Source organism: Paraburkholderia fungorum, from assembly GCF_900099835.1.
Lineage (GTDB): Bacteria > Pseudomonadota > Gammaproteobacteria > Burkholderiales > Burkholderiaceae > Paraburkholderia > Paraburkholderia fungorum_A.
The window spans coordinates 2012538-2025910 of record NZ_FNKP01000002.1 but is presented as its reverse complement, the minus strand read 5'-3'; the positions used below and the strand labels follow the sequence as shown (position 1 = coordinate 2025910).

The following is a 13373-nucleotide window of genomic DNA, read 5'->3' as shown; positions in this document are numbered from 1 at the left end:
CTCATGAGCGTAGCCGAGTATTTTTCATCGATGGAGTACGGTCCCGCCCCCGAGGACGATCAGCCCGCACGCGCGTGGCTCGCGCAGCACGAGTCGGGCTTCGGGCATTTCATCGGCGGCGCGTGGCACGCGCCGGCAGCGGGCGAGCGCTTCGTTTCGCATGCGCCCGCAACGGCTGAGCGGCTCGCCGATATCGCGCAGGGCGATGCCGCCGATATCGACGCCGCCGTCGCCGCCGCACGCGCCGCGCAACCGGGCTGGCTCGCGCTGGGCGGTGCGGGACGCGCGCGGCATTTGTATGCGCTTGCAAGAATGGTGCAGCGGCATAGCCGCCTTTTTGCGGTGCTCGAAGCGCTCGACAACGGCAAGCCGATTCGCGAGACACGCGATATCGATGTGCCGCTGGTCGCCCGGCATTTTCTGCATCACGCGGGTTGGGCGCAGTTGCAGGACAGCGAATTCGCGGACTACGCGCCGCTCGGCGTGGTCGGTCAGATCGTGCCGTGGAATTTCCCGCTGCTGATGCTCGCATGGAAAATCGCGCCCGCCATTGCAACGGGCAATTGCGTCGTGCTGAAACCGGCCGAATACACGCCGCTCACGGCGTTGCTGTTCGCCGAGCTTGCGCATTGGGCGGGTTTGCCCGCAGGCGTGCTGAACGTCGTGACCGGCGACGGCAGGACGGGCGCGGCGCTGGTCGAGCATCCCGGCGTCGACAAGATTGCATTCACGGGTTCGACCGAAGTGGGACGGCAGATTCGCAAGGCCACTGCCGGCTCGGGCAAATCGCTGACGCTCGAACTCGGCGGCAAGTCGCCGTTCATCGTGTTCGACGATGCGGACCTGGACGGCGCGGTGGAAGGCGTCGTCGACGCGATCTGGTTCAACCAGGGACAAGTGTGCTGCGCGGGCTCGCGCCTGCTGGTCCAGGAGGGTGTCGAGGCGCGCTTTATCGCGAAGCTGAAACGCCGGATGGAAACGCTGCGGGTGGGTACATCGCTCGACAAGAGCATCGACATCGGCGCGATTGTCGATCCGGTGCAACTTGAACGCATCCAGTCGCTGGTGGAGACGGGGCGCAGCGAAGGGTGCCCGGTCTGGCAGTCGCCCGATACGACGATGCCTGCGGGCGGCTGTTTTTATCCGCCGACGCTGGTCACAGGAGTCGCACCTTCATCGACGCTCGCGCAGGAGGAAATCTTCGGCCCGGTACTGGTGACGATGAGTTTCCGCACGCCCGACGAAGCGATCGCGCTCGCGAACAATTCACGCTACGGACTCGCCGCGAGCGTGTGGAGCGAAACGATCGGACGTGCACTCGATATTGCGCCGCGTCTTGCGTGCGGCGTCGTGTGGATCAATGCGACCAATCTGTTCGATGCAGCAGTTGGCTTCGGCGGCTATCGCGAATCGGGCTACGGCCGCGAAGGCGGACGTGAGGGCATTTACGAATATCTGAAGCCGCGCGCGTGGCTCAATCTTGCGAAGCGTGAAGTGCGTGATGCGATGGCCGATTCGCTGCTTGCGAATGTCACGTCGAATGTCACGTCGATCGATCGTACCGCGAAACTGTTTATCGGCGGCAAGCAGGTGCGTCCGGACAGCGGCTATTCGCTGCCGGTTCGCGCGCCGGACGGCACGCCGGTCGGCGAAGTGGGCGAGGGCAATCGCAAGGACATCCGTAACGCGGTCGAGGCCGCGCGTGCCGCGCAGAAATGGTCGCAGGCGAGTACGCACAATCGCGCGCAGGTGCTGTTTTATCTGGCCGAGAATCTCGCGGTGCGCGCGGACGAATTCGTGCGTCAGTTGCAGATCAGAACCGGTGCGACGCAAGCGGCGGCGCAGGCTGAAGTGGATGCGTCGATCTCGCGTCTGTTCACCTACGCTGCGTGGGCCGACAAGTTCGACGGCGCAGTGCATACGCCGCCATTGCGCGGCGTTGCGCTGGCGATGCACGAACCGCTCGGCGTGATCGGCATTGCGTGTCCGGACGAAGCGCCGCTGCTCGGCTTCGTTTCGCTGATTGCGCCCGCGCTGGCGATGGGCAATCGTGTGGTCGTTCTGCCGAGCGCCGCGTGTCCGTTGACGGTGACCGATTTTTATCAGGTTGCCGAAACATCGGACGTGCCGGGCGGCGTGCTCAATATCGTGACCGGCGAGCGTAGCGCGTTGCTGCCCGCGCTCGCAAAACATGACGATGTCGATGCCGTGTGGTGCTTCGGCAATGCGGCGGATTCGACGCTGGTGGAGCGTGAGTCGATCGGCAACCTTAAGCGAGCCTTCGTCGATTACGGGAGACAGTTCGACTGGTTCGACCGTTCAAGCGAAGGACGGCCGTTTTTGCGTCAGGCCGTGCAGGTGAAAAACATCTGGATACCTTACGGAGACTGAACGACAGTCTGCGTCAGACACTGAACGATATGCACGCCAACCAGAAAATGGAGGAGACAACGTGCTGAAGAATCTGGATCCGAATACGTCATCGCAACGAAAAGGGCGCGTCGTCATTCTCGGTATCTTCGTGACCGATTTGACGTTTCGTGCGGCACGTATGCCGCTGATCGGCGAGACGATTGCCGGTAGTGCGTTCGCGATGGGGCCCGGCGGCAAGGGCTCGAATCAGGCAGTGGCCGCGGCACGCGCGGGTGCGGACGTGGTGTTCTGCACGCGTCTCGGCAACGATGCGTTCGGCGCGATTGCTCGCGCCACGTGGGCCGCCGAGGGCATCACGGCGCGTGCGTCGGTGATCGACGGAATCTCCACCGGCGCGGCCCATATTTTCGTCGACGACACGACCGGTATGAACGCGATCATCGTGGCATCGGGCGCAGCGGGAACGATGGATGCCTCCGACGCCGACGCAATCGAAGCCGATATTGCCGCAGCAAACGTGTTCGTTACGCAGTTGGAACAACCGTTGCCAGCGGCGCGACGCGGGCTCGAAATCGCGCGGCAGCACGGCGTCATCACCGTGTTCAACCCGGCACCGGCTTTTACGCTCGACGACGACTTTTTCCCGCTATGCGACTACATCACACCGAACGAGACCGAGGCGACCGCGCTCACGGGAGTGCCGATCGCGAACGCCGACGATGCCCGCCGCGCTGCCGATGTGCTGCTCGCCAAAGGCGTCGGCACGGCGATCGTGACGCTGGGCGAGGGCGGCGCGTTGCTGCATTCGGCAACGCAATCGGTCCTCGTGCCCGCGTATCACTGCGGCCGTGTAGTCGAAACCGCAGGCGCAGGTGACGGCTTTACCGGCGGTTTCGCAGCCGCGCTCGCACGCGGCGACGATGCCGTTGCGGCGCTACGTTTCGGCTGCGCACTCGCCGGCATTTCGGTGACACGTGCAGGCACTGCGCCTTCGATGCCGTCGCTCGAAGAAGTGAATCGCGTGCTGGGCGAGTCGGCCGGTTTGCCGCAGGCATCCTGAGCGAGAGGGGACGTCATCATGAAGGCTTTGTTTAGCGCAGGAAAATGGTCCGGCTGGTTCGGCGACCGGCAACTGAATTTCCTGCTGATCGTCAACGTGCTCGTCGTGCTGGTCGCGACCTGGCTCTCACGCGGCCAGTTCGTCGATATCGACAACCTTCAGTCGATGGGCGGGCAGTTGCCCGAACTCGGCCTGCTTGCGCTGGGCATCATGCTGTCGATGGTGTCGGGCAATGGCGGCATCGATCTGTCCGGCGTCGGCCTGGCGAATCTTTCGGGGATGGTGGCGGCCTTGGTAGTGCCGCGCTTCGTCAATGGTGACGACTCGCCCGCGCTTTACACCGCACTGTTCTGCGTGATCGTGGTCGCGATGGGCGTGCTCGGCGGAGCGCTGAACGGCGTGGTGATCGCGCGTTTGAGGCTGACGCCGATTCTCTGCACGCTTGGCACGCAATTGCTGTTCACCGGTTTTGCGGTGGTGCTCAGCAACGGCGCATCGGTGCATGTCGATTACGTGGACCCGCTGTCGAATATCGGCAACGGTACGGTGTTTCAGGTGCCGATCGCATTTTGTATCTTCATCGCAGCGGTCATTGTGTTGGGGTGGCTGCTCAAACGCAGTCCGTTCGGTTTGCGTCTGTATCTGATGGGTACGAATCCGAAAGCTGCGTTTTATGCGGGTATTCCGCGTACGCGGATGCTGATTCTCACGTACACGATGTGCGGCGTGCTTGCTTCGCTGGCCGGCTTGATCAGTGCAACGCATACGTCCAGCGCGAAATGGGATTACGGCAACTCCTATCTGCTGATCGCGATTCTGATCGCGGTGATGGGCGGCGTGAATCCGGCTGGCGGCAACGGCCGCATCATCTGCGTATTTTTTGCGGCGACCGTACTGCAATTTCTGTCGAGCCTGTTCAATCTGATGGGCGTCTCGCAGTTTTTCGGCGATTGCGCGTGGGGCTTTCTGTTGCTGCTGTCGCTGGCATTCGCGGGCGGCGAACGGGTGCGCGCGATCTTCGGTTTGAGTGGCGGCGGGACGAGCGCAGGTGCGGCTTCGAAGCGCTAGGGGAAACCTGCGCGAACTTGGTTTCAGTACACGACGGACAACAAGCCCTGGCTGTCCGTGACGATGGAATTGGGCGACATCGAACGATAAAGGAGACACTGCATGAAACTGACTCGACTGGGTGCCGCGCTTGCCGCAGGCGCTCTGACTGTGGGCGTGATCGCCGCTGCGCACGCCGCCACCAACGAGACGATCGTCACGGTCGTCAAGGTGACCGGCATCAACTGGTTCAACCGGATGGACGACGGCGTGAAGGAATTCGCGAAAGACAACCCCGGCGTGACCGCGTATCAGACCGGTCCGGGCCGCGCGGATGCGGCCCAGCAGTTGAAGATCATCGAAGACCTGATCGCGAAGAAAGTCACGGCGATTGCAGTGGTGCCGTACGATCCGCCGACGCTCGAACCTGCGTTAAAGAAGGCGATGGATCGCGGCATCAAGGTCGTCACTCATGAGGCCGACAACGCGAAGAACACCATGGTCGACATCGAGGCATTCGACAACACCGCATACGGTGCGGGGTTGAACGAGCGTCTTGCGTCGTGCATGCACAGCGACGGCAAATGGGCGGTGCTGGTCGGCTCGCTGGGCAGTCGCTCGCAGGTGCAATGGGCCGATGGCGGCATCGGTAACGCGAAGGCCAAATACCCGAAGATGGATCTGGTCGAACCGAAGCTCGAAACCAACAACGACGGCGAGCGCGCGTATGAAGTCGCGAAGGAAGTGCTACGCAAACACCCTGACCTGAAGGGCTTCCAGGGTTCGTCGTCGCTCGACGTGATCGGCATTGGCCGCGCGGTGGAAGAGGCGGGCATGCAGGGCAAAATCTGCGTGTACGGCACGGGGCTGCCGACTGAAGCGGGCAAATTCCTCGAAAGCGGTGCGATCAATGGCATTGCTTTCTGGGACCCGAAACTCGCGGGCATGGCGATGAACAAAGTGGCGCAGATGCTGATCGACGGGAAGACGGTTGAGAACGGCGCCGACCTCGGCTTGCCCGGTTACACGAAAGTCACGGTCGCGAAGGGGCCGGGCAAGGGCATTATCGTGCGCGGCCAGGGCTGGGTGAACGTCGACAAGTCGAACTACAAGCAGTATCCGTTCTGATTGCGTGTTTCGATTTGTAGCGCGTGCCCGGTCGGGCACGCGTGAGCCGGCAACCATGCTATTCATTTGACACCATGAATCAGGACGTTTTGTCATCGCAGCCCTCGCTTTCAGATGCGACGCAGCCTTTTTTGCAGGTTGTCGGCGTGCATAAGCGCTTCACTGGCGTGCACGCATTGCGAGGTGTGAGTCTTTCTTTCGAACGTGGTCAGATCTATCACCTGCTCGGCGAGAATGGCTGCGGCAAGAGCACGCTCATCAAGATCATTTCCGGTGCGCAGCCGCCTGATGAAGGCGAACTGGTGATCGAAGGCGTGCGTCATGCGCGCCTGTCCGCATTGGAATCGCTCGCGGCGGGAATCGAAACGGTCTATCAGGACTTGTCGCTGCTGCCGAATATGAATGTCGCGGAGAACGTCGCGCTCACTTCGGAACTCGCCACTCATGAAGGACGGCTCGCCCGCACGTTCGATCGGCGCGCGCTGGCGCGCACGGCGGCGCGTGCACTCGAAGCGGTGGGGCTGCCCGGCGACGCCAATTTTCAGGCGACCTTGATCGAACAATTACCGCTGGCCACACGTCAACTCGTGGCGATTGCGCGTGCCATCGCGAGCGAAGCGAAGTTCGTCATCATGGACGAGCCGACCACTTCGCTCACACAAAAAGAAGTCGACAATCTGATTGCCGTGCTCGGCAATTTGCGTGCGCAGGGTGTCACGGTGCTGTTCGTGAGTCATAAGCTGGACGAATGCTATGCGATCGGTGGCGAGGTGATTGTCTTGCGCGACGGTCAGAAAATGGCACAAGGGCCGATTGCGCACTTCACCAAAGCACAGATCAGCGAGTTGATGACGGGACGTCATCTGTCGAATGAACGGTATCGCTACGGCGCATGTTCGCAGGATGTCGTGCTCGACGTGCGCGGCTATACGCGCGCCGGTCAGTTCAGCGAAGTGTCGTTCGCGCTGCACGGTGGTGAGATTCTCGGCGTGACGGGGCTGCTGGATTCGGGGCGTAACGAACTCGCACGCGCATTGGCTGGTGTCGCGGCAGCGCAATCAGGCGAAGTCATGCTCGACGGCAAGTCGATTTCGTTGCGCACGCCCTCGGACGCGAAACGTCATCGCATCGGCTATGTGCCGGAAGACCGCTTGAACGAAGGGCTATTTCTCGACAAGCCGATTCGCGACAACGTGATCACTGCAATGATCTCCAGTTTGCGCGATCGCTTCGGTCAGATCGATCGCGCACGTGCGCAGGCACTGGCAGAACAAACCGTGAAAGATTTGCAGATCGCGACGCCTGGTGTCGACAAACCTGTGCAATCGCTTTCCGGTGGTAACCAGCAGCGCGTGCTGATTGGCCGCTGGCTCGCCATCGATCCTCGTGTGCTGATTCTGCATGGGCCGACTGTCGGTGTCGACGTGGGTTCAAAGGACATCATTTACCGCATCATGCAGGGTCTGTCGCAACGGGGCATCGGCATCATTCTGATTAGCGACGACCTGCCAGAACTTCTACAGAACTGCGACCGCATTCTGATGATGAAAAAAGGCCGCGTAGCAGGCGAATATCAGGCCGACACGTTGAGCGAAGCCGACCTGTACCACGCATTGCTTTCAGACGCCGCATAGCGTCGAATAAGGAACGTTACCCGCCATGAACTCGCGCATCGATCCGCGCATGAACCAGTCTGCAAATAGTCCCGCAATCGTTGAAATTGCCCCTGACGTCAAGCCGCCGAGCCTGAGGGAGAGGCTTGCGCGTAACCCCGAGTGGTTCACCGTCGCATTGATCGTGGTGACGTGCCTGATTGTCGGCGCGATCAATCCGCGCTTCTTTCAACTGGCGACGCTGTTCGATTTACTGCATTCAGCCACGACGATGTCGCTATTCGCGCTCGGTACGCTGGTTGTGCTGGCGTCGGGCGGTATCGACGTGTCGTTCACCGCTATTGCCGCATTGACGATGTATGGCATTACTAAGGCGGTATTCGCGTGGTGGCCCGACGCGCCGTTTGCACTGATTCTCATCACGGGTGCGCTCGGCGGAATCGTGCTCGGCGTGATCAACGGATTGCTTGTGCACCGGTTGAAAGCGCCCTCGCTGATCGTCACGATCGGTACGCAATACCTGTATCGCGGACTGTTGCTGACCTTCATCGGTACGACGTTCTTTATGAACATTCCGCACAGCATGGATCGCTTCGGACGCGTGCCGCTGTTTTTCTATCACACGGCAGATGGATTGCGCGCCGTGTTGCCAGTCTCGGTACTCGCGCTGGTAGCGGCCGCTTTATTCACGTGGTGGCTTCTGAACCGGACGATGATGGGGCGCGGCGTCTATGCAATGGGCGGTAGTCTCGCGATTGCCGAGCGTCTCGGGTACAACCTGCGCGCGATCCATCTATTCGTATTCGGCTACACGGGCATGCTCGCCGGCATTGCGGGCATTCTGCACGTGTCGAATAACCGGCTCGCCAATCCTTTCGACCTGGTGGGCTCGGAACTCGATGTGATTGCTGCCGTGATTCTCGGTGGTGCTCGCATTACCGGCGGCACTGGCACAGTGGCCGGTACATTGCTCGGCGTGGTGCTGGTTACGCTGATCAATAGCGTGCTGATTCTGGTCGGCGTGCCAAGTACATGGCAGAAGGTCATTATCGGCGCGTTTATTCTGATTGCCGGAACGCTGTTCGCCTTGCAACGCAGGAGCTAACGACACGACCGCAAGCGTGTTAATTGCGCTTGCGGTAATCCTGTCCCTTCTCTGTGATGATCGAATCGAAGTCGTCAATCTGTGAGAAGCGTACTGCCTTGACGACGCCGAACTTGCTCTGGTCCACCACCAGATGCCGTTCGACCGCACTCGCCATGGCGGCCTGCTTTAGCGCGACTTCGTGAAAATTCCAGCAGGTGACACCGCGCGCGTTGTCGACGCCGCCTGCGGAAATAAACGCCTTGTTGATTCCCATACGGCGCAGCATCTCAAGACTTTCTTCGCCCGCGAACGAGTCGGAAGAAGGCACGTAGACGCCGCCTAGCAGGATCATTCGTACATTCGGCTTACGCCGCAAAATCTCCGCGACGTTTAACGAATAACACACGACGGTGACGTGACGCTCCACCGGAATCAATCGCGCCAGCGTGGTGAGCGTCGTACCGCAGTCGATAAAAAGCGTTTCGTTATCGCCGATGAGTGTTGCTGCAATCGCGGACGCTTCGGCTTTGGCCTGCGCAAAATGGTCTTTTTCTTCTTCTAGCGAATAACCGGCGTTATAGGGCACGTCGGTTGCGCTGACGATGTAGCCGCCGAGATAGGTGAAGCGTTCGGGACTCGTTGCGATGTCGCGGCGAACAGTCATTTCCGAAACACCTAGCAGGCCAGCGGCGTCGCGTAAGCGCATTACGTTTTGCCTGGCCAACGCATCGGCGAGGGCGCGGAGGCGGTCGGGTTTCAGCATGGAGATCCTGTCGCGCAGTGGAGGGTAACGTTATGTTTTATTCGAGTTGGTGAAAGAATTATAACAAGACGTTGTGTGCGCGGCGAGCGTTGATGTGCGTGTCGGTTCGTATGTTTCGGCCTTGTTTCTAGCGTGATTCTTTGCTCGTATCAGTCGACGTTGAAATGTACTCGAATCTCCTGTTGGCTTTCTATTGGGTGGCCGTTCTGCAATGCGGGGAAAAAACGCCACCGATGAAGTGCTTCGAGAAGAATCTGATTGAGCCGGGGGCTCGATGTCGGCTTGATGAGTTCGACATCGACGGAGCCGTCTGTGTGGATCATGAAGCGGGCAGTTGCAACGGTTTGATAGGCCTGTTCGCGCAGATCATCCGGGAGAGCGGGCAACGGTTGCGCGATTGAATGCGCCGCCGAGTTGACTGGAGATGCGGTCGGTTGGGCAGAGGACGCGTTTTCCGGAGTAGTAGGCTCTGTATGCGGAGCCGTATTGCTAACTGGTTTTGCGTCCGGTGTTGTTGGAGTGAGGCTTTTTTGCGGTTGCGGCTCGGGGTTTGGTGACGTTGTCAGAGCAGGCCGTTTTTCGCGCAGGGTTTGGGGGTGTTGCTGCGGAACACGCGTTTTAGGCGGCATCGCGGGCATCGAGTGATTGGCCGCAGGCGCCGCATTCTTCATGGGCGGCGGCTCCAGCTCCACCATGCGCATCTCCAACGGCTTCTCATGTACCGGCATGGATTGCGTTGTCGCTATCCAGCGCCCCATGTCGACCAGCACAGCCAGCCATACCAGCAAGCCAGCACTTATCCCGAGTGCCAGGCGAAACTGTGGTGCATTGTCGAGCAGGGTTGAGAAAGACGCGCGGCTACTCACGATGCACCGCGACCAGAAACCGCTGCGCACCGGCACGCCGCGCCGCAAGCATGGCCTGAACGACAGCACCGTGCCCCGCTGCGTCATCGGCAGCGATCACCACGACACCATCCGGCTGCAACAGCCGCTTTACCGCTGACTCAACTTGCGCCGCACTCACATGCAGATGATTGACGAACACCTCATTGTGGCTATCGACCGAAACGGTCAACGGATCATGCGCGGCCATCTGCTGCGCGCGCCCCGTTGGCAACGTGATTTTGACCGCATCGAGCCTCTGCATCGCGAGCGACGCCAGCATGAAGGTTGCGAGCAGGAAGAACATCACGTCGATCATCGGAATGATCTCGATTCGGCCGCGCCGGGCCGCGCGGGATCGTTTGAACTTCACGGCTGCGTCTCCACGCTACCGGCGGCAAGACGAACTTCACAAAGCCGCTCATTCGCGAACGATTCGAGTTCATCCATCAGACGCTCGAGCCGGCGCGAAAAGTAGTTGAAAGCGAACAGTGAGAATAGTGCGACGACGAGGCCAATCGCGGTCGCCACAAGCGACTGTGCAACGCCACCGGTCACGCCGCCCGGATCGACGAGCCCCGAGCCGCCGAACAACTGGAACGAATGCATCATGCCCACGATGGTGCCGAGCAAACCGAGCAAAGGCGCTGCCGTCACGATAGTTTCGAGTACCCAGAAGCCTTTGCTCATATCGCGTTCGATCTGCGACGCTACTGATTGCGCCTGTGCTTCGCGTAGCCAGAGTGGAGCTGAAACGGCAGCGTTCCACGGGGCATTCATCCGTCTGAACGCATTTTGGGCAGGTGCACTGCTCAAGCTCTTTTGCAGATCGGCGCTTGCTCCGTCACGAGAGAAGATGCGTGTCTTGTCAGGCGAAAACGGCATACGCCCCAAACGCACGAACACGTACGAGCGATCGAGAACGATCGCGATGGCGACGACGGCGAGTATTGTCAGCGGATAAATCACCCATCCGCCTACTCGCAGTGCTGCCAGAATGCTGGTCCATTCCTGCATCATCGATCCTGTTTTTAACCGGTTAGAAATGTTTGGTCAGGCCGGCATAGACGGCAAAATGCGGACCGTATTGCGGTGCGCCGACGCCGATTCCAGAACCGTCACGCAGTTCGTACACGCGATTGAGGGCATTGATAACCAGAAGCCGTGCATCGAATTTGCCGAGAAACGGCTGAATGAAGTGATGGATCACGCCGAGATTGATCTGCGTATAGAACGGGAGGTTGTCTGTATTTGCAAAGCCGCTGCGCAGGCCGCTGCCGACAATGCCGTCGAATGTGAAAGTCGTTCTGCCAAGATCGTAAGCGCCGCCGAACGATGCGGTAATACGCTGATCGTGATCCAGATAGACCCAATGATTGCTGATGTAAGCGAGTTCTTCGGGGTCGAAATTGAACTGGGCCGAGTCGATCTGTTTGCCCTGCGCGCGGCTAAACGCAAGATTCATATACGCCGATACATTGTTCTGCTTATAGTTTGCGGTGAATTCGACGCCGTACACGCGGCCATATTGATAGTTGAACGGCGTGTAGATCAGTGCAGAGCCAAACTGTCCTTCATCGAGCAGGTTAGTAGATTTCTTATAGTAGGCGTCGAGGCCCACCGTCACGGTCGAGCCGAGACGCTGCGTTACGCCGAGATCGAAATAATGACTGCGTTCGGGTTGAACCGGATCGTTCTGACTCGACGGACTTTGATTGGTCGTCCCTTCGAAGCGGCTAATTGTCGATCCCGAGAGTAGTTCAAAAGCTGGCGGTGTGAAGTAGCGCGCGTAGCCTGCATGAAACGTGGTGGTCGGAGTCAGTGCATAAACAAGCCCGATTCGCGGACTCAACTGGCTCGCGCTGACGTACTCGTCCATCTTGTCATAGCGAAGCCCGTAATTGAGCGTGAGCTTGCTGGTGATCTTCCATTCGTCCTGTACGTAAGCGCTATACAGGTAGCCTGTTTTGCTGCTCGAATCCTGAATCGTAAAAGGCTGGTCCGAGAGCTGATTGCCATCGGCGTCAGCGGAGAACACGTCGACGCTGTCGTTGAACACCGCATGTTCCTGCTGAAAGAAAATGCCCGCGCGAATCGTGTGTTTGTCGTTCAATCGCCAGGTGGTGTCGGCTTGTACGCCATTGGCCGAGTTGCTGTGAAAGTCCTGCGACGCAACACCGTTGAACAGCAGATCTCCAATTGGATCCGGATTGAACTGCGTGCGCGTGTACCGCGTGAAGAGGGCGACCTGATAGTCCAATGCGCCACCATTGGTGCCTTGTAGCGCAAGCACCGCAAAGTTATTCAACTCCGATTGCGTTTCGTTTAACTGGCTCGAATCGAACGTGTTGTTACCGTTGAGCGTGAAGCCTGGTTGCAGACCCGGTGTATTCGGAATTTCAAACTGATTGCTGGTCGTGCCGAACATCAGGCTCACGCGCGTGAGTGGATTGATGATGTACGACATATAGCCGAATGCATCGCCTTGACGCGTGTGATCGTGAATCGGGCTCGCGCTGGAAGTGGGGTTCTCGATGCCGAGGTTATTCACGCCCAGCGAACCGCTGAAGTAATAGCTGAATGGCCCCTGACTGCCGAACACATCGGCACTCGTCTTGAGTGTCTGGTGACTACCGCCGAATACGTCGATTGTGCCGCCGTTGCCCATATCGCCCGTTTTCGTGCGGATGTCCACGACACCTGCGGTGCGATAGCCGTACTGTGCGGGCAGCGCGCCAGTCAGCAGGTTCACCTGATCGATGATGCGCGTGTCGAGCGACTGCCCGAATCCGCTGATCGGTTCGGGAATGATCACACCGTTGATGCGGTATTGCAGATCCGCGTGATCGCCGCGCACATGCAATTGACCGTACGAGTCGCTCGCCACGCCGGGCGCCTGAAGCAGTACCTGATTCAGCGGCGTGTTCTGACCAGCGGGCAGCGCGTCGATATCTGCCTGACTGAAGCGGTACACGCTGCTGCCTGTCTCCGGCAACAAGTCGTTGCGGGCGCGGTCGAGACGCTTTGCATTCACCTGAACGTCGAGCGCGTCGCTCTTTGCAAGACTGAAACTCGCGGCGCTTGCAGCGCCCGCTGTCGTGGTCGCGATGCTGTTTCCGCTCGCGAATCCCGGCGCAGTGACGACGATTGCATACGTGCCCGGCGTGACGTGCGCGACGACGTAGCGGCCCGCCGCATCCGTTTTCGTTTCGTCGATGGCCGCGCCGCTGGCGTTCTGAACGCGAATGGTGGCGTTGCTGATCGGCTTGCCGGCTGCGTCGGTGACGGCGCCGGCTAATGATCCATCGTCCTGTCCAGTGGTGGCGTGGGCGTGAGCGGCGATGGCGAACAGCAGCAAGGCTGCGTGAGAGACGCGTGTACGGTTTTTCATTGTTGTTGATTGAGTGTTGACGACTGG

General features: G+C 59.8%; 11 protein-coding genes. 6 read left to right on the top strand and 5 right to left on the bottom strand.

Translation table 11 applies throughout. From position 1 onward, the window contains the following. The first annotated feature begins 3 nt into the window (after positions 1-3). From BLS41_RS24810 to BLS41_RS24785, 6 genes are all read left to right on the top strand, one after another. Positions 4-2391, top strand: a complete 2388-nt coding sequence (locus BLS41_RS24810; protein WP_074769636.1) for an aldehyde dehydrogenase family protein — start codon at positions 4-6, stop codon at positions 2389-2391. A 61-nt stretch (positions 2392-2452) separates the two neighbouring features. Beyond that, positions 2453-3433, top strand: coding sequence for a ribokinase (locus BLS41_RS24805; protein ID WP_253189758.1), 981 nt, complete (start codon positions 2453-2455; stop codon positions 3431-3433). An 18-nt stretch (positions 3434-3451) separates the two neighbouring features. Next, positions 3452-4501 carry an ABC transporter permease gene (locus BLS41_RS24800; RefSeq protein ID WP_074769634.1) on the top strand — a complete coding sequence of 350 codons (1050 nt, stop codon included), beginning with the start codon at positions 3452-3454 and terminating at the stop codon, positions 4499-4501. A gap of 102 nt (positions 4502-4603) precedes the next feature. Next, on the top strand, positions 4604-5608 hold the full coding sequence (locus BLS41_RS24795; RefSeq protein WP_074769632.1) for an autoinducer 2 ABC transporter substrate-binding protein: 1005 nt from the start codon (positions 4604-4606) through the stop codon (positions 5606-5608). A 74-nt stretch (positions 5609-5682) separates the two neighbouring features. After that, on the top strand, positions 5683-7242 hold the full coding sequence (locus tag BLS41_RS24790; protein WP_074769630.1) for a sugar ABC transporter ATP-binding protein: 1560 nt from the start codon (positions 5683-5685) through the stop codon (positions 7240-7242). 25 nt (positions 7243-7267) lie between these two features. Beyond that, on the top strand, positions 7268-8326 hold the full coding sequence (locus BLS41_RS24785; protein WP_074769628.1) for an ABC transporter permease: 1059 nt from the start codon (positions 7268-7270) through the stop codon (positions 8324-8326). Positions 8327-8345: 19 nt separating this feature from the next. Here BLS41_RS24785 and BLS41_RS24780 read toward each other — a convergent pair whose 3' ends face one another. From BLS41_RS24780 to BLS41_RS24760, 5 genes are all read right to left on the bottom strand, one after another. Continuing rightward, on the bottom strand, positions 8346-9071 hold the full coding sequence (locus BLS41_RS24780) for a DeoR/GlpR family DNA-binding transcription regulator (protein ID WP_074769626.1): 726 nt from the start codon (positions 9069-9071) through the stop codon (positions 8346-8348). A 149-nt stretch (positions 9072-9220) separates the two neighbouring features. Further along, positions 9221-9937 carry an energy transducer TonB gene (locus tag BLS41_RS24775; protein ID WP_074769624.1) on the bottom strand — a complete coding sequence of 239 codons (717 nt, stop codon included), beginning with the start codon at positions 9935-9937 and terminating at the stop codon, positions 9221-9223. After that, positions 9930-10328 (bottom strand): ExbD/TolR family protein, encoded by a 399-nt coding sequence (locus BLS41_RS24770; protein ID WP_074769622.1) that lies wholly within the window; start codon positions 10326-10328, stop codon positions 9930-9932. Before BLS41_RS24770 ends, BLS41_RS24775 begins: the two co-directional genes overlap by 8 nt. Continuing rightward, positions 10325-10972: a MotA/TolQ/ExbB proton channel family protein gene (locus BLS41_RS24765; RefSeq protein ID WP_074769620.1), complete on the bottom strand. Its 648-nt coding sequence runs from the start codon at positions 10970-10972 to the stop codon at positions 10325-10327. The genes BLS41_RS24770 and BLS41_RS24765 overlap by 4 nt, the downstream gene beginning before the upstream one ends. A gap of 22 nt (positions 10973-10994) precedes the next feature. Further along, positions 10995-13346 carry a TonB-dependent receptor gene (locus BLS41_RS24760; protein ID WP_074769618.1) on the bottom strand — a complete coding sequence of 784 codons (2352 nt, stop codon included), beginning with the start codon at positions 13344-13346 and terminating at the stop codon, positions 10995-10997. Positions 13347-13373: the final 27 nt, after the last annotated feature.

What these genes read in the sequence shown, in the direction of transcription:
- BLS41_RS24810 (WP_074769636.1), top strand. Translation starts at nt 4, where the DNA reads ATGAGCGTAGCCGAGTATTTTTCATCGATGGAGTACGGTCCCGCCCCC.
- BLS41_RS24800 (WP_074769634.1), top strand. Translation starts at nt 3,452, where the DNA reads ATGAAGGCTTTGTTTAGCGCAGGAAAATGGTCCGGCTGGTTCGGCGAC.
- BLS41_RS24795 (WP_074769632.1), top strand. Translation starts at nt 4,604, where the DNA reads ATGAAACTGACTCGACTGGGTGCCGCGCTTGCCGCAGGCGCTCTGACT.
- BLS41_RS24790 (WP_074769630.1), top strand. Translation starts at nt 5,683, where the DNA reads ATGAATCAGGACGTTTTGTCATCGCAGCCCTCGCTTTCAGATGCGACG.
- BLS41_RS24785 (WP_074769628.1), top strand. Translation starts at nt 7,268, where the DNA reads ATGAACTCGCGCATCGATCCGCGCATGAACCAGTCTGCAAATAGTCCC.
- BLS41_RS24780 (WP_074769626.1), bottom strand. Translation starts at nt 9,071, where the DNA reads ATGCTGAAACCCGACCGCCTCCGCGCCCTCGCCGATGCGTTGGCCAGG.
- BLS41_RS24765 (WP_074769620.1), bottom strand. Translation starts at nt 10,972, where the DNA reads ATGCAGGAATGGACCAGCATTCTGGCAGCACTGCGAGTAGGCGGATGG.
- BLS41_RS24760 (WP_074769618.1), bottom strand. Translation starts at nt 13,346, where the DNA reads ATGAAAAACCGTACACGCGTCTCTCACGCAGCCTTGCTGCTGTTCGCC.